A 26,678-nucleotide genomic window follows, 5' to 3' on the forward strand; every position below is an offset into this window, starting at 1 on the left:
ACAGGCTGGCATGGCTGCGGGAGTGGTTTCTTTCATTACCGCGATCGCTATTAATAATAATGCTAAAGTCAACCGACAAAAGCATTTTATCTCATTTTGACTATCAAAATTGTTTAAGTCCCGTTAGTGGTAAGTTTTCTAGAAAATATTAACCAGTCATTGCGTAATAACTGACTTTTTCTAATGATATTCTCTGGGAATTTTAAACATTTTAAGATTAATTATTTCGCAATATTTATCTGCAATTGTTTCTTGTATTATTTATTTATAGGCAGTCTCTTTTATCTAAAAAATAGCTTATTAAACAATTTTATTTATGCCAAATTTGATAGCCATCAGCAAATTCAATTATAGGGTTTACTCGCTCGAATATTCCATAATGTTCGCCAAAGAGAGAAACTATTGCCTTAATGAGATTAGTTTCAAAAATTATTGATGGTTTTTTATAACCAAGTACAGCATAAAGAAACCCGATTACTTCTTCCGCCTCTTGCTGTGTAATTTGTCTGGTAGAAAAAGCTATGTTACGCCATTTTTCGACATAACTAGGAATTAAGGCTTCTTCTTCGGGAGTGAGCTTAATTTTTGTCATTAAGAGTAAATAAAAATAAACATCTCTCAAATAAATTTTAATTTTTGTTGAATTCTACTTCATACTATTCAATCTACAAACTTACATCATTTCATTAAAATATAAATCTTTGCTTAATAAAACCGATTACTCTGTTATTGTTACTTTTGTCTTCCTCATCCCTGTCTTGGTCAGCGTTCCCTTGCTAGGTGCGCGTTCCTTGGCCCCCAAATGCGATGGGGATAAACGGATGGAACATCCGCAGGGTCGCACCTCTGACGGCGACGCGGTGAGTTAGTGCGGTCTTGGGCGGGGCAGAAGAGTTCTGCCGTGAAACGACAGAATCAGCCCCTTGGGTTTCCCTCAATGAGCAACTAACGAACCCTTTAGGGGGTCTGACCGCCATCCTTCATTCTTCATTCCTTAAAAGTGACTTTGACAACTAAAATGTTGTTAATGTATCCTACAATGTACTTAAACAACGTTTTTGTTGTTAAACTCAGAAGCGATAACAGGCAAAGCCTTGAAATGACACCTAAAGGGTGGATTATAGAAACTTCTAAACCCAAATTTTACTTGAGAGAGACACTATGAGCGACACTATCTTATCGATACGTAACCTAACTGCAAATGTTGAAGGGACTCCTATATTAAAAGGGGTTAATCTAGAAGTTAAAGCAGGAGAAGTACACGCTATTATGGGGCGTAATGGTTCTGGTAAGAGTACTCTCTCGAAGATTATCGCGGGACATCCTGACTACGAAGTAACTGGCGGAGATATTATTTATCAGGGTAAAAGTATTTTAGAGCAAGAACCCAATGAAAGAGCATTAGACGGCATCTTTTTAGCGTTTCAGTATCCTGTAGCAATTCCTGGGGTAAGTAATTTAGATTTTCTGCGAGTTGCTTACAATGCAAAACGGAAGCATCAAGGCGAAGATGAGATTGATACTTTTGATTTTGAAGACTTGGTAGAAGATAAGTTAGAAGTAGTTAAGATGAAATCTAGCTTTTTATCAAGAAGTCTTAACGAGGGTTTCTCTGGAGGAGAGAAAAAGCGCAATGAAATCCTCCAGATGGCAATTCTCGATCCTACTTTGACTATTTTAGATGAGATTGATTCTGGTTTAGATATCGATGCTCTGAAAATTGTCGCGGAAGGAGTTAAACAGTTAAATACTCCTGAAAAGGCTAATTTAGTAATTACTCACTATCAACGCTTGCTTGATTATATTGAACCTGATTTTGTTCATGTGATGCAGGATGGCAAGATTATTACCAGTGGTGGTAAAGAGTTGGCGTTAGAGCTAGAGTCTCGCGGTTATGAATTTTTAGAAGAGACTGCTGCTGTGTAATTAAACCATGTAGAGACGTTCCATGGAACGTCCCTACACCAAATTATTGTGGAATCGATACAGATAATTAATTTCAGGTAAAAAATGACTCAGACTACAACACCATCAATAAAGGCGGATCTATTTCTCTCAAAAATATTAGAACAACGCTCCGATGCACCAGTCGCTCGATTAGACAAAGAGACTGGGGAATGGTTAACTAACCTGAGAGAACAATCGGCATCTTGGGTATCTCGTTTAACTGTACCGACAAAGAAAGATGAAGAGTGGCGGTTTACAGATATTTCCGAATTGTCAGATTTAGATCTTGTTGCACCCAAATCATACGATGGCAGAGAAGTTTCGCGAAAAGCCCTGACTATAGCTGAAGCCCAAGATACTCGTTTGGTATTCATTAATGGAAACTATGCAGAGGAATTATCTGATACATCAGGTTTACCAGAAGGTATTTATCTCGGAAACTTAACTAACTTACCTGAAGCTTATTGTAAACACTTTCGCCCCTTTTTAGGTACGCTACCAGGAAAAGAAGAGGTTTTTACTTCTCTCAATACAGCAAGTATTTCTGATGTAGCTATTATCTGGGCTGCGCCGAATACTGTCGTGGAAAAACCCATTCATTTATTATTTGTTTCTGTAGCAGAAGACTCTGTAACAATTTCCCAACCTAGAGCTTGGATAGTTGCGGAAAAAAATAGCCAGTTAACTATAGTAGAAGAGTATAGTGGGTTATCAAATTATCTAACCAATACAGTTACAGAAGTATGGTTAGGGGAAAATGCTCAAATAAATCATACTCGCTTACAAAAAGAATCGACCGTTGCTTATCACATTGGTAAAACCGTAGTTAACCAAAAAAGAGATAGTCGTTACACCCTCACAGAAATTAACCTCGGTGGAAAGATATCTCGTCATACTCCTGAAGTTCATCAAGACGGCGAACAAACCGAAACTAACCTCAATGGCTTAACTGTAGCGAAGGATGAACAAACCGCCGATACTCATAGTGTAATTCAGCTAAACCATCCCCACGGTACAACAGATCAATTACATAAATGTATTGTAAGCGATCGCGCTCATACTGTGTTCAATGGTAAGGTATTTGTTCCTAAACCCGCACAACTAACTAACGCATCTCAACTAAACCGCAATCTGTTACTATCTCCTAAAGCTAGAGTTGATACCAAACCCGAATTACAAATTACTGCTGATAATGTTAAATGTTCTCATGGCGCAACAGTCAGTCAACTAGAGCCAGATGAAATCTTTTATTTGCGTAGTCGTGGTTTGTCAGAGAATGATGCGCGTCAATTACTAATAGATGCTTTTGTCACAGAAATTATCGAACGTATTCCTGTTAAATCAGTACAAGAAAACATTAAATCAGTTGTCAGTGAATAATAAGCAATTATCAGTAACTAACAAGCTACATAAAGATTAATCATTTGTGTTCATATGTGTTCATCTGCGAATAAATCTTAATTGTCGCAAGAATAACCAAAGACTAACTACTAACCACTAACCAACTATGACCATAATTCAAGAAAAAACCCTGGGAGATAAAGTCAGAAAAGACTTTCCGATTTTACATCAAGAAGTCCACGGCAAACCCTTAATCTATTTTGATAGTGCTGCTTCTTCCCAAAAACCACAACAGGTATTAGATTCCCTAATAAATTACTATCAGCAAGACAACGCTAACGTGCATCGTGGCGCACACAGTTTGAGTAATCGTGCTACTGATGCTTATGAAGGTGCAAGAGATAAAGTAGCCAAATTTATTAATACTGCTTCTCGCGATGAAATAGTTTATACCCGCAACGCTAGTGAGGCAATTAATTTAGTAGCTTATACTTGGGGATTAGCTAACTTAAACAAAGGCGATGAAATTATTTTATCTGTCATGGAACACCATAGCAATATCGTTCCTTGGCAAATTATCGCTCAAAAAACAGGGGCAATTATTAAGTATATCCAGTTAAATGAGCAAGAAGTATTAGATTTAGAGAACTACATATCACTGTTATCAGATAAAACTAAATTAGTAGCTGTAGTCCATGTTTCTAATACCTTGGGTGTGATTAATCCTGTATCAGAAATCACAGAGCTTGCCCATCAATACGGTGCGAAAGTATTAATAGATGCTTGTCAAAGCGTTCCTCATATGCCTGTAGATGTGCAGCAAATTAACTGTGATTGGCTAGTAGCATCAGGACATAAAATGTGTGCGCCCACTGGTATTGGTTTCCTCTATGGAAAGAAAGCAATTCTAGAAGCAATGCCTCCTTTTCTTGGTGGTGGCGAAATGATTGATGAAGTCTATTTCGATCGTTCTACCTATGGTGAATTACCTCACAAATTTGAAGCAGGAACACCCGCCATTGGAGAAGCGATCGCATTAGGAGCAGCAATAGACTATCTTAGTAATATAGGCATGGATAATATTCACAGCTATGAAGCAGAATTAACTGCCTATTTATTTAAGAAATTAGAAACTATTCCTAATCTCAGAATTTACGGCGCAAAACCCGATGCTGATGGTGAAGGTAGAGCAGCTTTAGCAGCTTTTAATGTACCAGGAATTCATGCTAGTGACTTAGCAACCTTACTCGATCATGAAGGAATAGCAATTCGTTCTGGTCATCATTGTACTCAACCATTACATCGTTTATTTGATGCTTCTGGTAGCGCGAGAGCTAGTTTATACTTTTACAATACCAGAGATGAAATAGACCGCTTTATTACCGCACTGCAAGAAACCATTGATTTCTTTAATTCGATGATGGAGTGATTTAAGGAATGAGGGATAAGGGATGAGGGATGAAGTCAGAAGTCAGAAGTCAGAAGTCAGAGTAACCACTAACCACTAACCACCAACCACTAACCACTAACCACTAACCACTAACCACTAACCACTAACCACCAACCACTAACCACCAACCACTAACCACTAACCACTAACCACCAACCACCAACTACTAACCACCAACCACCAACAAATGACAACAATTAAAGTAGGGGATATGGTAAAGTTAACTGCTTTACCACCCTATGTTAAAACCACCGACCCGATGCCCATGTTAAGACCGCCTGATATACTGAATGTAGGCGATCGAGGTGTTGTTATAGATCGTCGTCCTGGTGGTTATTGGGGAGTTCGTTTTGATAGCGGTAGTTTTTTATTAGATAGTAAATATTTAGAATTAACTTCTTGAGTAACAGTAGGGTGGGCGATGCCCACCCTACCTTTGGATTGAATTCGCTGTACTTTAATGGCAATTGGCTGCATCCGTAGGAGTCCGAGTAGCATTATTTTTAGTGGGATAAGCAGTTAAAATTACATTTCCATCTTCAGTTTTAATTACTCCTCTGGCAATGTAAACTGGTTCGCCATTATCTTCATAGGCTACTGGTTTGATATGGGGCGGAATGTAATTGGGGTTTGGCTCTAAATTATCGTTATTTCCATTCTGTAAAGACAATTCGGGAATCGCCCCTACAGGTTGTTTGGTTTGGGATACATTTGATAATTCATCCGTAATTAACGCATCGGCATTAAATGGCTCGCTGGGTGCTGGCGTAATCCCTCCTTTTCCTCTGACAACTAGGTTAGTTGTATCTTCTGGAGATTCTGCTACAGAACAAATATTAGAAGTTGTGATCGTTTCTGTTGCCAAAGGTTCGGGTTGAGAAAGACCGAGACTAACGAAACTAGCTTCACCAAATTCTTCAGAAGGAAATTCAGAACTAACGTCAATATCATTAGTCCTGTTTCCTGGTGTAGCTCGACGAAATCTCATATTAAATACGGAATCCGCTGTAAAAGTAATATTTCCACCTTGTCCTTGTTCGGCAGAGGCTAAAATGTCATTGCCATCACCGTTACTGGGAAAAGCAATAATAAATTCGGCATCAATATTGATGTTACCGCCATTAGCACCACTTTCTGCTCTTGCCGATATTAAACTGCTATTTCTCATGATTAAGGTATCATCAATATCTAAAGTTATAATACCACCTTGACCGCGATCGGCAGTAGTTGAGGCGGAAACAGATGCTTGATTTTCTAACGTTAAAGAATCTGCCTTCAGGGTGAGTTCACCACCAATCCCCGATGCATTATCTGCGGTTATTGTCCCTCGATTACTAACTTCAACCGAGCCAGCATTAATTTCCAGATTACCAGCAGCACCCGTTCCTGGTGGAAGTGGTTCGCGACTTCCCACAACTTGTTGAAAGTTACCCACCGTGATTACTGCTTCATCTCGAACTATTAATTTATCAGTTGCTATTATTAGGTCGCCACCGTTTCCATCACTTTCAATACTACTAGCAAACAAACCACTAGGAACTTCCTCACCTGACCCCACCAATTCGATGTATTCTGATGCTATCACAGTCAAATTTCCCGCATCTCCGTTTCCAAAAGTAGCGGTAACGACTTCACCTCCCCCTGTTAGAGATAGTTTAGCCGTAGTAATTTCAATCCCACCTGCATTTCCTACGGCATTGCGACTGACATTACTAAAAATGCCACTGACATTACCTTGTGAATTCTCACCCGCAGCCGAAACATTCTGACTAGCATTGATGGTGACTAACCCAGCATTTCCAGTACCAGAAGTACTGGCACTGACTCTTCCACCATCGGTTAGAGTCAGATTACCTGTAGTAATTTCTATTTCTCCTGCATTGCCTACTGTACCTCTCTGCGACTGACTTAAGATTCCACTAGCAAAGCCATCCTCACCAATTCCAGAAAGAAGCAAATCTTCTTCGACATCAATAGAGATACTTCCTCCATTACCTCGTCCACCAGGTCGTTCTTCATCTTCGGCTCTCACCGAGGTTTGTAATTGCGCTCCATCTTCTAAAGATAGAGAGCCTGCTTCGATTGTAATATTTCCGCCATTTCCTTCTGCCCCGCTTTCCACGTTGCTAAAAATATTGCCATCAATAAGATTCGCCTCACCTGAAATATTTAATCTTACATTACCTGCATTGCCTTGACCAAAAGTACTACTGTTGATCTCACCACCATCACTTAGAGAAAGAGAATTAGCTGTAATTTCTATTTCTCCTGTATCTCCTACTGCAATCGACCTTAATTCAGTCTCTATGGTGCTGGTTCTCGTGGTGTCTTCGTCAAAGATCGTAAAACCTTCAATATTTACGCTTTCAGTAGCTTCAACCTGAATACTTCCTGCATTACCCTGACCCAATGCACTGCTACTAATAATACCGCCATCTTCTAAATTAAGATTTTGAGAGTTAATCTCGATAGAACCTGCATTGCCTACTGTACCTCTCTGCGACTGACTTAAGATTCCACTAGCAAAGCCATCCTCATCAATTCCAGAAAGAAGCAAATCTTCTTCGACATCAATAGAGATATTTCCTCCATTACCTCGTCCACCAGGTCGTTCTTCATCTTCGGCTCTCACCGAGGTTTGTAATTGCGCTCCATCTTCTAAAGATAGAGAGCCTGCTTCGATTGTAATATTTCCGCCATTTCCTTCTGCCCCGCTTTCCACGTTGCTAAAAATATTGCCATCAATAAGATTCGCCTCACCTGAAATATTTAATTTTACATTACCTGCATTGCCTTGACCAGAAGTAGAAGTATTGATAGAACTGATTCCATCAGCAATCGTCAAAGAACCTGCATTGATACTGATATTACCTGAAGATTCTGGTTCTGTGACTGCATTCTCTCCGACACGACTCAAAATATCTCCATCGTTAGATAAAGTTACTGCTTCTGTGACATCTATGGTAATCGAACCAGGGTTTCCTTGACCAAAAGTACCAGCAATGAAAAAACTATCATCGCTTAGGGAAAGAGAATTAGCTGTTACGAAGATATTTCCTGCATTTCCCACTGCCCCACTTTCGACGTTACTGAAAATATTGCTACTGGTAAGATTTGCCTCACCTGCAATGTTTAATCTCACAGAACCTGCATTACCAGTACCAAAAGTACTAGCACTGAAAACACTACCATCGGTGATGCTTAATGACTCTGCTGTGACATTAATATTGCCACTATTACCCGTTGCACCTACATTAACGCGATTTTCAATCCTACTCTCTCCACTGAGATTAACCGCACCTGTGGCATTAAGGGTAACATCTCCAGCAGTAGCTTCTGTTGTCCCTAACCCTTCAGCAATTCCACCCAATAGCTGACTGGCTTCAGTCAAAGTAATATCGTTACCAATCACTTGAATTTCACCAGCACCAGCATCAGCTACATCTACTCTTGCACCATTAGAAAAAGATACATTGGCTCTGGCGACATTATCATCCATACGAGGATTCAGATTCTCGTCAAGATTAACTGTTCCTGCTTCTGCTAATCCCCCCAGCCATACTTTTGCACCTTGAGCCGTAATGTTATTGATATTGCCTTCTTCTGGTGTAACTCCATTGCCTCTTATTGCTATCTCACCGCCAATTAAACCAATGGTTTCTCCTGCATTGATTTGTAAACCAAGATTATCAGCAACAGAGTCGTTAATAATTGGTTGTGGTTCATCCCGAAAACCCAAACCGATGGGGGCATTAATGGTAATCAATGGTGGGTTATCTAAATCTGTCGCGCTAAATTCTCCATCAGGAAAAACAATACTATCTGCGGTGCTGCCATAAAATGAACCACCCAGTTGTAATCTCGCACCCTCGCCAAAGACAATTCCTGCGGGGTTGATGAGAAATAAATTAGCTGCACCATTAGCACGAATTAAACCATTAATATTAGAAATGTTCCCTCCTGTAACGCGGGAAAAAATATTAGCTATATCCGACGCATTGTTAAAGAAAGCTTCACTACCATTTGGTACAGAAAACTCCCCAAAACTGTGAAATAAATTCCCGCCAGCGCGATCTCCTTCATCGATTCTGACTCCATTATCTGTAGGAGTTAAATTAGTATTGGTACTGCCATCGGTAGTAATTTGAGCCGAAGCTGATGAGATTAGTATCGATACATAAAATAGACCGAGAAAGGAGCTAGATATTAGTTTCATTGAGAAAAAGTAATATAACTAAAATTTTTCTGATTATACAATTTGACTGTTTAATATATAGGGTTTACTTAACGACCTAATGCAATAGTCTTTGATATTACTCAGAGGTTGTCTGAGAAGTCTCATTTGCTACATTAAAGCCCCCTAAATCCCCCAATTCTGGGGGACTTTCAATCGTTCTCCCCCCAAAGTTGGCGAGCGACCCCACGTTATGCGGAGCGGTATCCGTGATAGGCGGCGTAAGACCCTAAAGGACTCACCGATGGTCGCGCAAGGGAATGCGCGAGAAAAGGGTCAGGGGGGCAAAACTAAAAATTTAAAGGTCAAAAAGTAACTTGTCAGATGTCCTCTCAAGGAAAATTTATAACTTTTAACTGCAACACCGCATAAGACTTAACCTAATAGAGCTATAAATATTAAAGTAGAAACTAAAAAATCATACTATAGTACAAATCATAAGTCTTATGGAAATCAGGATCGGTAATGGCTACGATATTCATCGTTTAGTAGAAAACAGAGCCTTAATTCTTGGGGGTGTGGAAATTCCTCATACTTTAGGGTTGTTGGGACATAGTGATGCCGATGTTTTGACCCATGCAATTATGGATGCTATGTTAGGGGCTTTGAGTTTGGGGGATATTGGGCATTATTTTCCTCCCACCGATCCCAAATGGCAAGGGGCAGATAGCTTAATGTTGTTAGAACAAGTCCATCAGATGATCGGTTCTCAAGGATGGCGGATTAATAATATAGACTCGACGGTAGTAGCAGAAAGACCCAAGCTTAAACCCCATATTAAAGCAATGCGCGATCGCTTAGCAAGAATTTTACAAATTGACAGTAGCCTGATTAGTGTCAAAGCAACCACGAATGAAAAACTAGGAGCTGTAGGTAAAGAGGAAGGTATCTGTGCTTATGCAGTAGTGTTACTGGTAAAAACCTCAATAAAAAACACCAATCATTAAAGAATAATTTATTTATTTTAGAGATGTCATCATCTCATTGTTTAGGTTAAGTTTGAATAGCAAAATTGCAAGTTTAAGATAATTAAGTCAACTCATGTTGTTCTTATTGAACTTTTTTATAGGTATATAGTTATTGCTATTTTGACAAAGTGAAGGCAAGCCCTACAGGGTTACTGTTCACGCAATTACCAGTTGTAAGCAAAATTTTCAAATAATATGGGTGTAGTTTTAGAAATTGAAGGTAGAGCTTTTACAGCAGAAGAGTTGTCTCTGTTACTCGCGAAATATCAGATGTTGCCCAAACTGGGGCAAGAAATTATTATTGACCGTGCGGTAAAAAATGTGTTTTGTGCAGAGGAAGAAAAAGCTCAAGCATATCAGCAGTTATGCCAGCAATATCAGCTTACTAGCGACGAACAGATTCAACATTGGCTAAAAAGACACGGTATGAGTAAGGAACAGTTGGAAGCCCTAGCTGTTAGAAGATTAAAAGTAGAAAGGTATAAAAAAGAAAATTGGGACAGTAAAGTAGAAGCCCATTTCCTCAAGCGCAAATCTCAACTAGACCGAGTTGTTTATTCCCTAATTCGTACTGATAGAGCAGAAATAGCTCAGGAGCTTTATTTTCGTATTCAAGAAGGAGAAAGTACTTTTCAGCAATTAGCGATGGAATATTCCGAAGGCTCAGAAGCGCAAACAGGTGGTTTAATTGGACCAGTAGAAGTCAATGCTCCCCATCCCAGAATTGCTCAAGTTTTGAGTACTTGCAAACCTGGTCAGTTAGTACCACCAACACGGGTTGGTGAATGGATTGTGATTATCCGTTTGGAAAATTTTATCTCAGCCAAACTTGATGACCAGATGCGCCAAAGAATGCTAGACGAAATGTTTCGTCAATGGCTCAGTCAACAAATGGAGCAGCAATTATCTTTTTTCCCCAGCCCTGTTATTTAGTTAAGTAACTTTAAAATATGAGTAATACTAGTACAACTAAACTGGTCGAACAATTTTTGACCCTGGTTCCTCAATTCAATAGCCTTCCCCCAGGAGAAATTGCCCAATTAGCCAGCACATTAAAACCTCTGAGGTTTGGTGTCGGTAAGGTCATGGTAATGCGGGAAAAAATGCAAGGACAAGTGGCAATTATCTCTGAAGGAGAAGTCAGAGTTCTTGGCTATGACCCTAGAACTAGAATGCCCACTACTTTGGATAAACTAAAACCAGGAGAAATTATTGGTTGGGTTAATTTAGCGCGGGGAGTTGCTTGCGAAACCGCAATGGCTAGTACAGAAGTTGTCTGTCTAGCGTTGGATAATGCCGAATTCAAGCGTTTGGTAAATACCTATCCCGAATTGAGACAAGAATTTAAAGCCAAACCTGCAAATGTCGAAATTTTCGATCTTTTTGGTATTCAACTGGAAAAAGAAGCTCAAGGAGATTGGCAGCTTAAAGATTTAGCTCTTGAAGCAGCTAAAGATGCCACTATTTACTATTTACCTCCTGGGGAACATTCTCTGGGAAATGAAATTACCGCGCCCTTAAAAGACCCTAATAAAATTTGGCTGGTTAGTGGTGGTGGTGCAATAGCGGATTTTCCTGTGGGAAGTTGTCTCGAATTAACCAAAGACCGTAGCTCGATTGTGGTGACTGGTCAAGAACCAGCCCGTTTACTTTCTGTTCCTCGTAGTAAGTGGTTTCGCAATGATAGAGTCTCTGCCATTGTTCCCAAACCGTCAGATTCGGTGAGACAAAATACAGCAAACACTCAGGGAACTGGCCAATGGGAAGATGTTCCAGAATCAGAAGACACTCTGCCTCTGTTACCAGAGATTGAACCAGAAGTTACTACCTACACAAAGGATAAGAAAAAATATCCTTTCATCCCAGGAAAAACCAACATAGATGTGGGTGTGGCTTGCTTCCAGATGTTGAGCAAGTATTTTGGAATGCCTTTTCGTAAAGAGATAATTCAACGGGTAATTAAAGAGCAGCTAGAAAGAACTGGAACGTTGTCTTTGCCCCTGTGTGGAGCAATTTCCGAGTTGATGGGCTTGAATCCCCAATTAATTAATGTCCCAGCAAAGGCGTTTACTCGTTTGGAAGCTCCTTGTTTTGTCCGTTGGCAAGACAGTCTGGCATTAGTATATGAAATTAAGGAAAAAGAGCTAATTATTGCCGTTCCCGAACTGGGTATTAAAAGCTATCAACCAGAAGAATTTTTTAACACTTGGGGAGAAGGAGGAGAAGTATTACTACTCCAAAAAACCAAAGAAACCCCTCAAGAGAAATTTGGTTTAAGTTGGTTTACTCCTTCTTTGAAAAAGTATAAGCGAACCCTGGTTGAAGTTTTCTTGGCTTCTTTCTTCGTCCAGCTATTTGCTTTGGCAAACCCTTTAATGATTCAGGTCATTATCGATAAGGTAATCAGCCAAAATAGTGTTGATACTTTGGGTTATTTAGTAGCCTTCTTGCTAGTAATCAATGTCTTTGAGGCATTACTAACTACTTTAAGGACTTATCTCTTTGTTGATACTACTAATCGTATTGACTTGACTCTGGGGTCAGAAATTATTGACCATATGCTGCGCTTACCGTTGCGCTATTTTGAAAAACGACCTGTAGGGGAAATTTCTACCAGGATTAATGAGTTAGAAAGAATTCGGCAATTTCTCACAGGAACAGCCTTAACAGTTGTCTTAGATGCAGTTTTCTCTGTAGTTTACATTGCGGTTATGGTACTCTATAGTCCCTTATTAACCGCAGTATCTATCGCAATTATTCCTATATTTGTGGTTCTAACCTTAATTTTCTCTCCCACAATCAGAAGGCAACTAAGAGTTAAAGCAGAACGTAACGCCGAAACACAATCTTACTTAGTAGAAGTTCTCACAGGTATCCAAACTGTTAAAGCCCAGAATATCGAATTGAGATCGCGTTGGCAATGGCAAGAACGTTATGCTCGTTATGTTTCTACAGGATTTAAAAACGTAATTACTTCCACCATCGCCAGTTCGGCGAGTTCTTTCCTCAACAAATTATCTCGAATCTTAATTATTGGTTTGGGTGCTTATCTGGTATTAGATGGTCAACTTACTTTGGGTCAATTAATCGCCTTCCGTATTATTTCTGGTTACGTTACCACTCCCATCATGCGCTTGGCGCAACTCTGGCAAAATTTCCAAGAAACAGCCCTTTCCTTAGAACGTTTAGCAGATATTGTCGATCATCCCGAAGAAGCCGAAGAAGACCGTAATAACATTCCCATGCCCGCAATTCAGGGTAGAGTAAAATACGAAAATGTTGCTTTCCGCTTTAAAAGAACAGGTCCTTTGCAACTCAATGGTGTCACTCTAGAAGTTGAACCAGGAACTTTTACCGCCGTAGTAGGACAGAGTGGTGCTGGTAAGAGTACCCTAACTAAGCTGATTTCTCGTCTCTATGAGCCAGAAGGAGGCAGAATTTTAATTGATGGTTACGATATTAACCGCGTCGAACTGTATTCTTTGCGTCGTCAGATAGGAGTAGTTCCTCAAGATACCCTCTTGTTTGAAGGGTCAGTAATGGACAACATTGCCCTCACTAACCCCGATGCTACCACCGAAGAAATTATTGCTGCTGCTCAAATAGCTGCTGCTCATGAATTTATCATGAGTTTACCCAATGGCTACAACACCAAAGTAGGGGAAAGAGGTTCGGCACTTTCTGGAGGACAAAGACAAAGAATAGCGATCGCCCGTACTATACTGCAACAGCCCGCCATGTTAGTTATGGATGAGGCTACCAGTGCTTTAGACTACAGTACAGAACACGAAGTATCCCGTAATCTAAAAGAAGCTTTACGCGATCGGACAGTGTTCTTTATTACTCACCGTTTAGGTACAATCAAAAATGCTGACGTAATTATGATGATGGATGCAGGTTCGATTGTCGAACAAGGCACTCATGAAGAGTTGATGGCAATGAAAGGACGCTATTACTATCTTTATCAGCAACAAGAATCTTCTGTCTAAAATTTGTTACTGATTTTAGTCATATTATGGGTCAGAATGACATCGTCCAGCAATTATTATCTTGAAACAAATAGGTCGTAAGTTCAGGGTAAAAAACAAGAGAGCAAAGCATAGTTAGGGTATTTTTTCGGCTCGCTATGCTTTCCCCATACAAGTAGGGCTGTTTCGCTATTGTAAAAGATAGATTTATTACTACCAAAAATAACCACTATTAACAGTGGTATGACCATTATCAGCATTATACTCTAAAAGATACTCTCGTGCGATCGCTTCTTGCTCTCTTAGAGTAACTATTTCTTTTTCTCCTATTTCTGTATCGGTAGAAAGTAAAATAACTTGATGAGAGGCTGAGGGAAAATAACGCTCTATTAAATTAGTACGATGAGATGAGTCTAATCTTCCTAACGGAGTATCAATAGCAATGGGCAGTTTTTTACCAGAAACTCTCGCTAAACCCCATAAAAAAGCAATAGCTAGTAGTTGTTTTTCTCCTGCGGATAAGCGTTGTTTTGGTAATAGTTTTCCTTGAGGATCGTAAAGAGATAAGCTAAAGCTATCACTATCTACTACCACTTTATAAACCAAGTTAGATTTATATAGCAAATAACGGAAGCATTCGGTTATTTCGTTTTCTAGTTTATTGAGTTTTTTCAGAGTAAGTTTTTCTTTAAATAGCTCTAAAGTTTTTTGCACCTTAGTAATAGAGTTAACGATATGTTGGTTGTTATCACTATCAATAATTTTCTGACTGTAATTTTTTAATTCTTTTTTGGCTTTTTCTATTTCGAGAGTAAGTTGATTTTTCTGAGTTTTGGCTAAATCTAAATCCGATTTACATTGGCTAACTGCTTGTACTGCTCGATCTTTAGCTTTTTGCAATTTATCATACTCTTCAGGAGATGCTGCTAGGGTTAACTGTTTATCAATAGCATCCATCTCATTAGATATCTGTTGCAGTTCATTAAGGATATCTTTAGCTTGTTTTTGCTGTAGCGATAATTTATTTTTACTAATACTTATAAACTGTTGAAACTCATCTTCTGTAATCTCTAAATACGCACTTCCGTGAGAGTTGATGGTATTTTCTAACGACTTATTTTCTTCTTCAATGAAAAACTGAACTTTTGTATTGTATTCTTCAGACGTTCCAATATCTTTTAGATAAGCCAGTAACTTTTCATCTCTTTCATCGATTAAACTTTGAGCTTGTTTAAACTGCTGAATTTTTAATTCTTGCTTTCCTGTAACTTCTGCATCTGCTAATAAATTATCAATTAAACCTAAAGGAAGAGTTTTCGCAGCTAATATTCTTAATTGTTCTTGCTGTTTTTTTTGTTGAGCGATTAAATTATTTTTTTGCTCTTCAAGGCTACTTCTTTCTGCTGCTATTTTACCACCTTCAGTACGAAATTTGCTAGAAGCGCGATCGCTTTTTTGATGGGCTTTTTTTAATCGATCTTCTAAAGAAATCACTTTATCAAAAGCAATTTTTTCTGCTTTTTCTTTCTCTTTAATCTTCGCTTCAATCTCTTCTATGGTAGCCAACTGAGCTTTACTAGCTAAATCCTTTCTTTTACGACTAGCTAACACCTCTAAATCAACTGCTAGCTTTTCCGCTAATTCTAAACCCAACAAACTATTAATCGCATCCACTACAGAAGGAGGAGGAGCATCTAACTCTGCTAACTCTTTAACCTGCTCTCCATCGAATAAAAATAAATTAGAAATTCCCAAAGGTAAAATACTTTCTATATACTCATCCCAATTTTCTTGTAAATTACTATCATAACCATCTTGCCTAATAATACTGATACTATCTTTACCCTCAGCAGGGTATCTTTTCCAAGCGCGAGTAATTTTAAACGTTTGCCAATGATTGTCAAAAATAGACTCAAAAGATAGCTCAATTTCTGTAGTTTGTTCTGGTAAAGTTTGCCGATTAACTAATTGAGTTAAAAAGTCACCATAACCTAAATTTCCTCTACCAGAACATTTGGCTCTTTGTCCATATAAAGCTAAACGAATCGCATCCATTAAAGTTGTTTTACCACCACCATTCATTCCTCCAAACAAAATAATAGGATGCATTGTACCATTATTTTCAGGGCGCAAATTAATTACATGACGACCAGCATACGCGCCGAAGTTATTTAATACTAATTCGGTAAAGATCATTTATTATTTTGTTAGTAGTTAGCTGTATTAATTTTTATAGACTAGGTTTTGTGATTAATTATTACTGTGAAGATAGTCCACAGATAAACACAGATGAACACAGATAGATTTGATTATTATGATTCTTTAGTTTAATTAACTTCTCAGTATTTATTGCTCTTGGACATAGATAAATACAGATATAACTAATCTTTAATCTATTTTGATAAGCAGATAGAGTTGATTATCATCTCAATTCAACTAAATAAACATACACTAATCTTTAGTATCATTTTCCTTATTAGTAAACTTAATGTTACCCCAAGTTAGCTGTTGTGTTTGTTTTGATTCTTTCTTATTTAACTTCGCAATTTTCTCTTTAACTTGTTTCACATCCCCTTCCATAGCAGCAGTCATTAAATCTCGTTTTTGATGGGCTTTTTCAATCGCTTCATCCTTACTACGAGAGCTACTATCAAAACATTTAGTCAAGCTTTCATAGATACCAACACGACGAGACTTAGTATAAAATTGTCTTTCTGTATCCAACAGTTTCGTCATCAATTCTAGATGCATCACATCATCATCACAAATTTCTTGCAAGATATCCCATTCATCTTCACCCAGAATTTTATTTTCATTTACTCCCTTTCTCATATCGCAGAATACTTCTCCTGTCACTTCCTCATATATTTTGGGTAAACTATCATCAAATTCGTGTTTCTCTTCTAACCAAATACGCCTAATTTCGCTTAACTCTTCTGGAGTAATTAAACTAATATCTTTAAATTCCTCTGGTGCATTCTGTCTTACTTGTACCTGTGCTTCTAAGACTTTTCTTAACCAATACTCTCGCCACTCTTTAAGATAAGGGCCAGGTACAGGCACAATTGATTTCTTCCCTTTACTTTTACGCTCGAAAAGTTGCACATTTCCCCAGAGACGACGAAAATCCCTTCTATCATCATCTTTTTGAACATCCAGTTCATTACGAATATCTAATAAAGGTTGTAACCATTCTTTTTCTTCATCATTTTGAATCATTGCCTCCATCGATTTATCTTTATCAACCATAGTGCAAACCCAACAACCAAATCGAGAGTCACCGCAACTAGGTGTTGATGTGTCTACTACTAAAGGACATTCATTATCTTCTGTTGCACCACGATACATAGTGAATAAATCTTGATTGCTATATCCCCAAGCATTTTCATATTGCATTAGATAAAGCCAAACCTCATCATCACGCCATTCTTGAATAGGACTATAAATTAAAGCTTCTGGTAAAGTATCACTGTATCTTAAGTAGTTAGATAAATTAGAATCAGAATTAAGTAAATCATCAACTTTAGTCGCTTCGTATCTTGCCATAGTAGCAGCACGTGTTTTACTTTCTGCTTTACGAGTACCTAAAATAAGCAGCACCTTACCACTCACTCGAATAACATTGCGAATAAAACTATTTGTAGGACGAATTTTTAATCTTTCAGTACACCAACGAAACCCTCGACGGGGGGAAGGATAACCTTTACCAATCAAGTTAGTCCAGAACATATATTTAAGTTCTGGTATTAACAAATGAGGTTCAATAGGTAGATTTTGTTTTTCAGCAGAAAGTCTCATTTGCTCTAAAGAATTATTTACCCAAGATGAAACGATGGGATTTTCTACAAGAGTATCTGTAGTGATGACGTAAATCTTTTTAGTTCTTTTTTCCTCTGGTAAACTTTTTAAAGCCTTCCAAATCAGCTGTAATACTGCGGTAGAATCTTTCCCCCCTGAGTATCCCACTACCCAAGGCACATCATCAAGACAATATAGTTCTTGTATTTCCTGAGTTAATTTTTCTATATGGGTAACTAGCTCGGAGACATTGCGGGAGGCTGACAAAGTAGTTTGTGCCTGTGTCATGTTATCTTTCTCAGTGTTTCTACTTGAGTTATTAAACAACTAGATTTGACGATAACAGGAAAAGGGTCGATATGTTTTAATAAGCTATCTAAATTTAATAATTTTGTGAATCTTCTTTTAAATCTTGAATCAAACGATAATACTTTCGGATAAAGGTTTCGAGTGACCTGGGACGTTCATCCATTCTTTCGCAAAGTACATCAAATCCTCCATGAGCATACTGGTTCATTAGTTTTACTCCTGTATCGGATAAATATGGAGGGGTAGTAATAACTAATTCTGAAATTCTACTATAAACGGATGTACGTTCTTGTAAATCTATTCCGAGTCGAGACAGTTCCGTATCAATCAAAAGACCTACTAGCAATTTTCCACGAGAACGAAAAGCATCAGGAAAATATCTAGTAATTTCATCAACACTGTCTGATTTAATTTCTGTATTCCTGCGTCTTTTAATAAAACCAGGCATCAAACAAACATAATAAATGTCAAATAAAGTAGAATAATCTTTCTCAATATCTTTAAACCATTTTCTAGTATCTTGTCGTAATTCAAATCCCAATTTGGTTACACCTCATCCTCTAAATCGAATTGTTCAAAAAACTCTTTTCCTTCTACTAACACTCCATCAGTTGTTTCTGTAAAGATACTGCTGTCTAAATCTTGCCAAATGTGTTTCATTTCCGATGCTTTACGAAATAGGGTTAGGTATTCAACTTCTTTAGTTGCTACTTGATGCAGTCTATCGATAAAACCTTGTCTTTCACTAGAAATCGTAAACGCCAGAAATTGCTTGGAAAGAGAAGGAATAAGATTTGCTACTTCTGTTCTAACATTAAGGTCTAGAGAAATAGCAGGACTATCTACAATAAAAGGTAATTGATAGGTACTTTGATTGAAAAGAGTTGCTAAAAAAGCATAGCTAACAGATAAAGTTTGACCTTCACTAGCTCCCTTACGATTTTGTAGCTTAAGTGAATCTTGAATATCTTCTAAAATAACGGGGTTGCGACTTAATAGCTGAGATATACGCTGATTGGTTTCATCAATAATAAATTTTCTAAGCTTTTCTCTAGCTTGTTTACGTGCTTGGCTTAGTATCTTTTTAATAATCTGCGTTTTTTTGTGCAGGGAAATAGTATTGGTTGCTTCTGCTACATCATCTTCTGCTTGTCTAATTAACCTATCTAATTCTTTGAGACAGTTAAAGACATTTTTAGCTTCTATTTGATGTCTCCAACGCTTTTGCATTGAGCTATTACCAGTTTGATACTTTTTTGTTTTTTTCTCTGCAACTAATTTTGATTTAGAGGCATATTCTTTGGTAAAGAACAGTTCAGATTTGGGCTTTTTATCTGGATAAAAATTAAGTAAATACTCTTTTGCAGTTTCGGGAAATTCAATTACATCCAAATTATTTGTTTTATTGTTCCATAATTTATTAAAGTTATCTAATTTGCGTAAAGCTCTCTCTTTTACTCCTGTGTGCCAAGAACAAAAAACATCAATACATTCAAAGTTAGCAATCAAAGCTGTTGAGCTTTCATTAGCTGAACCAGTAAAAGCAATAATGTTATCTTCAGCATCCATGAAAATACCTAGTTTTTCGTGATAGATACCTTGTTCGCGAATCTTTTTCGGAATTGCTAGTCTGATATCTAAAAGTTGTCTACTTAATAACCAAGCCACACAAGCTAAACGATGTTTGACGACTTCATTAAATTCCTGTTCTAATTCCTTTCTAGTGACCTCAGCAATTATTTCTTCTCTTTGCTTTATTCCTATAGCAATCGCTTGAATATCTTCATCGGATAATTGAGGTGAGGCAACTAATTGTATTTTTCCTCCAGCACGAATTAAAGCTGTTAACCCTTTAGCAGCTACAGCCATTGAAGTACTGGAGAAAAAACCGACCGCTCTTTTATAAATAATTGATTTTTCTAAACAAGGAATATAAAAATTTTCTACGATTGAACAGTCACTACTGCGATACTCATCTTGAATAATTAGTTCATTTAAACTCAAATTGACCTCTAAATTGAATAAACCGATTTAATTTTAGTTTTCCCACACTATAAGCAAAAGTTTAGAGCTTCTCTCAATATCAGCCAACAAAGGTAATTACACACTGTTACAGATAAAGTTAGCCTAATGGTATTTGATTGTATATCATTCTGGTATTAGCGATCGCTTTATCGGTTATCATGATACTAATTTCAGTATCATAATTATGTTATGGATATCGATGAAGCTCTCAAAGAACTTGAAAGTGAAACCAATATTCGGTTTGCTCGTTTGTTGAACATAACAGAAAAGTTTTTTGGTTTCCCAAAAAATAAAGGAACAAGTCATTATCCTTTTAAAACTCCCTGGGAAGGAAAACCAAGAATCAATCTTCAGTAAGGAAAAGGTGGTAAAGCAAAACCCTATCAAGTTAAGCAGGTTAAAGAAGCGTTATTAAAATTGAAAGAAATACAAAAAAATGAAGATAGTGAATAACGTAACAGAATATCTAAAATACTACTCTTACTGCGTTAGCTACTCTTTAGAAGACGAAGTTTATATAGCTGAATGTATGGAGTTAGGGATTATGGCGCATGGGGATACTCAAGAAGAAGCAATTTTAGAAATTAAAGAAGCAACCAGAGTACATTTATTGATGTTAGAAGAAGATGGTGATGGAATTCCTCAGCCTTTTACGTTACAAAACACGAAAATAGCCTAAGTATTTTTTAAATGTCTATTCTTACTTTATATTTAATATATTACTAAAAAAGCGATCAGGCAAAGCCTGGCACTGCGTGATCGCTTTTAAAACCCAAGCCAATAACTCTCTTTGCGCTTTTCTTATTTGCGCCTTTGCCCAGAACACGAAGCTGGGTAAACGCCTTTGCGTGAGAAAATCGTCCACAGATGAACGCAGATAAACACAGATAAGTTATTAGTGAGTAGCTTAATTAAAAAAAATATGACGAACACATGGCGCAAACTCATAACAGTAATACTATGCTGTAGCTTGCTCTTAATAACTAGCTGTCAAAGTACACAACAAGTTGATAGTAACATTACCAAAGTCACTTTATGGCATGGCATTAATCCCCCAGAAAATCGAGATGTCTTTAATGAATTAGTAACCCAATTTAATCAAGATCATTCTGATATTGAGGTAGAAGCTTTATATATAGGACAACCAGACGCACAGTTACCCAAAATTTTTGCTGCTACTGTCAGTGGGGAAGCCCCAGATATGTTATGGTTTGTGCCACAGTTAACGGGAGAATTAAATAAGTTAGGTGTCTTATTACCGTTAGAAGATTGGTTTAATAATTCTGATATTAAAGCAGAAGTTGACCCTGCGATGTTGGATTCGATGACGCTGGATAATCATATATTATCGATTCCGTTTGCTACTAATAATGCTGCTGTTTTTTTTCGTCCTGACTTATTTAAGCAAGCAGGTATTACAGAAACCCCTAAGACATGGGAAGCATTTCAAGATGCTGCTAAAAAATTAACTCAAGATACGAATAATGATGGCAGAATAGACCAGCAAGGTATCTTTTTATCTTTGGGTAAAGGGGAATGGACGGTGTTTACTTGGCTACCTTTTATCTATAGTGGTGGTGGAGAATTAATTAATAATAACCAGCCCAATTTAGTTACGCCAGGTGCAATTAAAGCTTTGCAGTTTGGTGCAGATTTAGTAGCTAGTAATTCAGCCATGTTATCCGCACCAGAAAGAGGTTACGAGATGGATAATTTTATTTCTGGAAAGGTAGCAATGCAGGTAACGGGACCTTGGACTTTAGGACAGTTAGCTACGACAAATATTGATTATGATGTATTTCCTTTTCCTGTATTAGAACAACCTGCTGCGGTAATAGGAGGAGAAAATTTATTTGTCTTCAAGTCTAATGAAAAAAGAGAACAAGCTAGTAAAGAGTTTTTAGAGTATGTTTTAAGTGAAGAGTTTCAGACTACTTGGGCATTAAAGACTGGTTACTTACCCATTAATCTCAAATCACAACAGAGTAAAGTGTATCAAGACTTTGTGCAAGATAATCCTGTTTTAGAAGTATTTCTAGAGCAAATGAAGTTTGCTAGGTCGCGCCCTATTATACCTAAGTATACCCGTTTATCAGAAAATTTAGGTAGGGCGATCGAGGCTTCTTTATTAGGTAAGGAATCTCCAGAAGAGGCTTTAAAGCAATCTCAGCAGCGTTTGGATTTGATTTTTAATTGATTGTTATAAGTGTAATGAGACAAATTTAAGTTAATTGGTTTATTTTGTTAGTGGATAGGGGCGAATAGCCATTCGTCCGTACAGTGATTAGTCCTAAAGGAAGTCCTTTAGGGCATATAGTTAGTTGTTCTTTGTTTCAGTTTGAATAATATTATGACTAATAGCAATTTAGAAAAAATAAACGAAATAATTGAGTTATTACAACAATTAACGCAATTAGATATTCAAGAGAGTTGGTATTGTCATATAGAAGAAAATATTCAGATAAAACCTGAAGAATATTTAACCACCATTGATTTTAATAGGTGTCAAAAAATATCTCTTAATGAAAAAAGATATATTGTTTTTCCTCAAGGAAGACAAGTAAGATGGCTCTTACAAAAGATTGTTATTCCCAATGACTTACAGCAATATCCTTTATCTGGTTTAACTCTACGATTAGTATTAACTTGGTGGGCAGAAGATGCTCAAATATTTATCAATGGTAAGCTGGTGCAACAGGGAGATTTATTTGATTCTTCGGCAAGGGTTTTAATTACTGATAATGCTGTACCTCAACAAGAGTTTTTAATTGCGATTCGTTTAGTTTCTCCTAATCATGATATTGGGGCTTTAATGCGAGCGCATTTACTATATGAAAAAGATAATACGCCTCATGAAATCGATCCTGGTTGGGTAAGTAAAGAGATAGCTGTATTAAGTAAATATTTAACTGAATTTGAACCTCATAAGTTAGAAATACTAATAGCAGAATTATCACAAATAGATGGGAATTTGATTACAGATACTCAAGAGTTTGATAACTGTTTAAATAATCTCCGCCAACGTCTATTACCTTTAGCAACCAATATCAAACAACGTAATTTTAATTTGCTCGGACACGCCCATTTAGATATGGCTTGGTTGTGGTCAACCGCAGAAACTTATGAAGTGGCGCAGCGTACTTTTACTTCGGTTTTAACTCTACAACAAAAGTATCCTAATCTTACTTTTTGTCATACTAGCCCCGCATTATATCAATGGATCGAAACAAATCGTCCCGATCTTTTTAAAGCAATTCAAAAGGCTATTAAAGCAAACAAGTGGGAAGCTTTAGGGGGAATGTGGATCGAACCAGAGGTTAATCTAATTAGTGGTGAGTCAATCATTCGTCAGTTACTTTACGGACAACAGTATTTTAAAACCAAGTTTGGTCATACTACTAGGGTTGCATGGCTTCCTGATAGTTTTGGTTTTCCTTGGCAATTTCCCCAGTTATTAAAGCAATGCGGTATCGATTATTTTGTGACGGGTAAACTCCATTGGAATGATACTACTAAGTTTCCTCATGGTTGCTTTTGGTGGGAGTCTCCCGACGGTACAAGACTATTTACGCTGATGTCTCCCCCTAATGTAACGGGAGTGATGGATACTAACCCCATAACTATGACTAACTATGCTTTGGAGTGGGAAAGTCAAACAGGTTTACAAGATATCTTTTGGCTTCCTGGGGTGGGCGATCATGGAGGAGGCCCTACAAGGGATATGCTAGATGTAGCTCAAAAGTGGCAACAGTCTCCCTTTTTTCCTGAAATAGAATTTACTACCGCTACAGAATATTTAGATAAAGTAGCTCAATCTGATAATAATTATTGCAATGACGAACGGCTGTTCGCCTCTACACATCCAACATATAATTCCGAACTATCTCTGGAACTGCATCGCGGTTGTTATACCATTCACGGAGATCAAAAAAAATTTAATCGCTACTGTGAAAATTTACTATATCAGGCTGAGTTGTTCGCAACTCTCGCAATTCTAACTGATAAGGGCAGTCTGCATAGCGCACTCTTTTCCCATTATAAACAGAATATCGGAAAAAAACAAGAAAGTCAAGTACCTAGTAATAAAAATAATTCCAGCCTGAATGATAGCAACTATCAAAACTCTCAACAAGATTTATCTTGGCAACAGCAAATAGAAATCGCTTGGAAAAAGGTACTATTTAATCAATTTCATGACATCCTACCTGGTACTTCTATCCCCGAAGTTTTTACCGAAGCTAATGAGCAATGGCAAGAAGCTATAAGTATTGGTGAGACAATTTTAGAACAATCTTTAAGCACGATCGCATCTTTAATTCAACTTCCCTCTCCTCCCGAACCTAATGCTAAACCTATAGTAGTATTTAATGCCTTAAACTGGACGCGATCGCAAATAGTATCCATACCTATAGAACAAGAATATTGCCAAGTTTACGATCTAGAAGATAATTTAATTCTCACACAAATTACAAGTGATAATCAATTACAATTTTTGGCTCAAGATATTTCTTCGGTTGGTTATCGTGTTTACTGGCTGCTACCCCAAAAAGTCCCCATTGTTAAAAGAGATTGGGAGGAGAAAAATTTTACTTTAGAAAATCAATATCTAAAAATAAAAATCAATTCTCAAACAGGAGATATAGATAGCATTTACGACAAAATAGCTCTAAAAGAAATTCTGTCAGACAAAGGTAATCAACTACAAGCCTTTACCGATAAAGGACAATATTGGGATGCGTGGAATATCGATCCAGAATACGAGCAAAAACAGCTATCACCAGCAACTTTAAAATCAATTCAATGGTTAGAAAATGGCACGATACAACAAACCATTAGAGTAATTAGAATTATTGGTAAATCAAAATTTATCCAAGACTATATCTTAGCCAAACATTCTCCTATTTTAAAAATAGCCACTACAGTAGATTGGCAAGAAACCCACGTTTTAGTAAAGGCTGCATTTCCTCTAACTATAGAAAGTGATTATGCAACATCAGAAATAGCTTGTGGTGCAATAAAACGCCCGACAAAACCTCAAACAGCAGCCGAGAAAGCCAAGTGGGAAACATCAGCATTAAAATGGGTAGATTTAACTGACGAACAGCAAAACTATGGAGTAAGTTTACTCAATGATTGTAAATATGGTTATGATATTAAACCCAATCAAATTAGAATAACATTACTTCGTTCTCCTGTATGGCCCGATTCTAATTCAGATCGAGGAAAACATCAGTTTACTTATGCTGTTTATCCCCATAAGGGTAGTTGGCAACAAGCAAAAACTGTCCATCATAGTTATGAGTTAAATTTGCTTTTGCAAGTAGCAAAAATAGATCGAGAAAAGCAAACCAATGCTTATTTATCACCTGTAGGAAGTTTTATTAATCTGTCAGCAGATAATTTGATTTTGATGGCAATTAAACCTTTCTCTCAATCTATTTTATATCAAGACAGGAAAGTAAAAAAAGATGTAATTTTGCGTTGTTATGAATGTCATGGAGAAACAGCTAAATTGGATTTGAAAGGAGATTTATATTTCAGTATTAATAGTGAAATAAATTGTTTGGAAGAAGATACTAATCAAAAAGTTAATACTGTTATTAATCCTTGGAAGATTAAAATTTTTCAGTTAAATATGAATCAATTTTATCAAGATTGATAAGGTTAGTTATTGATTAACTTTAATAAAATATATATTATTTTTTTATCTTGAATAATTTTTGTTTTCTCAAGCATTTTATAATCTGCTTTTAAGATGTTTTTGGCTATTTCTTAGCGATCGCTAATTACTGGGCTTTACTCAATCGCTTTTTCTTCATTGACTTTTGTAACTTCCCATGTATTATAAATATTACATGGGAAGTTACAAGTATTTTTTCCAGGGCAAACGCATCTAAAATATCAGCAAAACTGAGTTAAAATGAGTTTCAGGTTTCAAATTACCAGGTAATTTGAAAAGCCCTGCCAAAAACTTCTGCCAGAAGCAAAAAGGTTTGTTATAAAGGGATTTACCAGAAAAATGAACAACCCTTTATTCGACCCCATACTGAGCTCGTTTTCACCAGCCGTCTTCTTTATAGCGATCGCTATAAAGAAGAAGATTAAAAACAAATCTTGTTTTTAATCCCCTAACACTTTGGCGAGATAATTATTATCCCAAGCTGCTTTGAGACGTTTATTAGCGACCCCAATTTTGGTGGTTTTTTCTTGAGATAAAAGATTCAGTGCGATCTTTCGTAATCGGGCTAAGTTTTCAGGAGCATGGTCGCGAGAAACAGGACAATCATCTTCACCAAAGGCAACATCCAAAACCCAATGAAGATTGTTCTCGATTCCCCAATGACTACGAACAGCCTGAGCAAGTCGAACCGCATTAGAGGCAAAACTGTTGAGATAGTAGCGGATAGAGGTGCTCTCTTCCTTCTCATTTCGACGCACTGACTCCACTACCCCAATAGTTTGAAGTCCTGCCCATTGCTCTGTATTTTGTTTTAATTCATCAGAGGCAAATGTCCAATAACGACGGATTTCAAGACGACCATGATCTTTCTCCAGGGTTTGATGAAAAGAGTGTTGAATCCCTTGCCATTGTTTCTCTTGAGCATTGGTAAAAAATTGTTGGACTTGGTTATAAAGAC

Annotated in this window: 17 protein-coding genes and 1 pseudogene; 11 read left to right on the forward strand and 7 right to left on the reverse strand. The window is 37.3% G+C overall.

Annotated elements, in window-relative coordinates:
- Window positions 1-310: 310 nt before the first annotated feature.
- A complete protein-coding gene (locus H1P_RS13950; RefSeq protein WP_144868119.1) occupies window positions 311-592 on the reverse strand; it encodes a hypothetical protein in 282 nt (93 codons plus the stop codon).
- A 569-nt stretch (window positions 593-1,161) separates the two neighbouring features.
- On the opposite strand from H1P_RS13950, the gene sufC reads away from it, so the two are divergent.
- The 4 genes from sufC (at window position 1,162) to sipA (ending at window position 5,141) form a co-directional block, all read left to right on the forward strand.
- A complete protein-coding gene (gene sufC / locus H1P_RS13955; protein WP_144868121.1) occupies window positions 1,162-1,926 on the forward strand; it encodes a Fe-S cluster assembly ATPase SufC in 765 nt (254 codons plus the stop codon).
- Window positions 1,927-2,010: 84 nt separating this feature from the next.
- Complete coding sequence (gene sufD / locus H1P_RS13960; protein WP_144868123.1) at window positions 2,011-3,327, forward strand: Fe-S cluster assembly protein SufD; 1,317 nt, start codon at window positions 2,011-2,013, stop codon at window positions 3,325-3,327.
- A gap of 127 nt (window positions 3,328-3,454) precedes the next feature.
- Window positions 3,455-4,717 (forward strand): SufS family cysteine desulfurase, encoded by a 1,263-nt coding sequence (locus tag H1P_RS13965; protein WP_144868125.1) that lies wholly within the window; start codon window positions 3,455-3,457, stop codon window positions 4,715-4,717.
- Between the two features lie 208 nt (window positions 4,718-4,925).
- Window positions 4,926-5,141: a regulatory protein SipA gene (gene sipA / locus H1P_RS13970; RefSeq protein ID WP_144868127.1), complete on the forward strand. Its 216-nt coding sequence runs from the start codon at window positions 4,926-4,928 to the stop codon at window positions 5,139-5,141.
- Window positions 5,142-5,195: 54 nt separating this feature from the next.
- Here sipA and H1P_RS13975 read toward each other — a convergent pair whose 3' ends face one another.
- Window positions 5,196-8,954, reverse strand: a complete 3,759-nt coding sequence (locus tag H1P_RS13975) for a two-partner secretion domain-containing protein (RefSeq protein ID WP_144868129.1) — start codon at window positions 8,952-8,954, stop codon at window positions 5,196-5,198.
- Window positions 8,955-9,418: 464 nt separating this feature from the next.
- On the opposite strand from H1P_RS13975, the gene ispF reads away from it, so the two are divergent.
- The 3 genes from ispF (at window position 9,419) to H1P_RS13990 (ending at window position 13,929) form a co-directional block, all read left to right on the forward strand.
- Complete coding sequence (ispF, locus tag H1P_RS13980; protein ID WP_144868131.1) at window positions 9,419-9,919, forward strand: 2-C-methyl-D-erythritol 2,4-cyclodiphosphate synthase; 501 nt, start codon at window positions 9,419-9,421, stop codon at window positions 9,917-9,919.
- Window positions 9,920-10,135: 216 nt separating this feature from the next.
- Window positions 10,136-10,873 (forward strand): peptidylprolyl isomerase, encoded by a 738-nt coding sequence (locus H1P_RS13985; protein ID WP_144868133.1) that lies wholly within the window; start codon window positions 10,136-10,138, stop codon window positions 10,871-10,873.
- A 17-nt stretch (window positions 10,874-10,890) separates the two neighbouring features.
- On the forward strand, window positions 10,891-13,929 hold the full coding sequence (locus H1P_RS13990) for a peptidase domain-containing ABC transporter (RefSeq protein WP_144868136.1): 3,039 nt from the start codon (window positions 10,891-10,893) through the stop codon (window positions 13,927-13,929).
- Between the two features lie 192 nt (window positions 13,930-14,121).
- Here the strand turns inward: H1P_RS13990 and dndD are convergent, their stop codons facing one another.
- From dndD to H1P_RS14010, 4 genes are all read right to left on the reverse strand, one after another.
- Window positions 14,122-16,104 (reverse strand): DNA sulfur modification protein DndD, encoded by a 1,983-nt coding sequence (dndD, locus tag H1P_RS13995; protein ID WP_144868138.1) that lies wholly within the window; start codon window positions 16,102-16,104, stop codon window positions 14,122-14,124.
- A gap of 255 nt (window positions 16,105-16,359) precedes the next feature.
- Window positions 16,360-17,994 (reverse strand): DNA phosphorothioation system sulfurtransferase DndC, encoded by a 1,635-nt coding sequence (dndC, locus tag H1P_RS14000; RefSeq protein WP_144868140.1) that lies wholly within the window; start codon window positions 17,992-17,994, stop codon window positions 16,360-16,362.
- A 94-nt stretch (window positions 17,995-18,088) separates the two neighbouring features.
- Window positions 18,089-18,556, reverse strand: a complete 468-nt coding sequence (locus H1P_RS14005) for a hypothetical protein (protein WP_144868142.1) — start codon at window positions 18,554-18,556, stop codon at window positions 18,089-18,091.
- A gap of 5 nt (window positions 18,557-18,561) precedes the next feature.
- Window positions 18,562-20,019, reverse strand: coding sequence for a phospholipase D-like domain-containing protein (locus H1P_RS14010; RefSeq protein ID WP_144868144.1), 1,458 nt, complete (start codon window positions 20,017-20,019; stop codon window positions 18,562-18,564).
- Between the two features lie 210 nt (window positions 20,020-20,229).
- Between H1P_RS14010 and H1P_RS39830 the strand changes: the two are divergent.
- The 4 genes and pseudogenes from H1P_RS39830 to H1P_RS14030 all read left to right on the forward strand — a co-directional run bounded on the left by H1P_RS39830 (window position 20,230) and on the right by H1P_RS14030 (window position 25,699).
- Window positions 20,230-20,493, forward strand: a pseudogene (locus H1P_RS39830) (toxin HicA).
- Window positions 20,477-20,719, forward strand: a complete 243-nt coding sequence (locus tag H1P_RS14020) for a type II toxin-antitoxin system HicB family antitoxin (protein ID WP_222427054.1) — start codon at window positions 20,477-20,479, stop codon at window positions 20,717-20,719. The pseudogene H1P_RS39830 and the gene H1P_RS14020 overlap by 17 nt, the downstream one beginning before the upstream one ends.
- A gap of 243 nt (window positions 20,720-20,962) precedes the next feature.
- The gene (locus H1P_RS14025; protein WP_144868148.1) at window positions 20,963-22,237 is read left to right on the forward strand and encodes an ABC transporter substrate-binding protein; all 1,275 of its coding nucleotides are present in this window, start codon (window positions 20,963-20,965) and stop codon (window positions 22,235-22,237) included.
- A gap of 153 nt (window positions 22,238-22,390) precedes the next feature.
- Window positions 22,391-25,699 (forward strand): alpha-mannosidase, encoded by a 3,309-nt coding sequence (locus tag H1P_RS14030; protein ID WP_144868150.1) that lies wholly within the window; start codon window positions 22,391-22,393, stop codon window positions 25,697-25,699.
- A 461-nt stretch (window positions 25,700-26,160) separates the two neighbouring features.
- On the opposite strand, the gene H1P_RS14035 is transcribed toward H1P_RS14030, so the two are convergent.
- Window positions 26,161-26,678: ISAs1 family transposase (locus tag H1P_RS14035; protein WP_144868152.1), on the reverse strand; the 518-nt coding region annotated here is incomplete at its 5' end.

This window comes from Hyella patelloides LEGE 07179 (assembly GCF_900659865.1).
Classification (GTDB): domain Bacteria; phylum Cyanobacteriota; class Cyanobacteriia; order Cyanobacteriales; family Xenococcaceae; genus Hyella; species Hyella patelloides.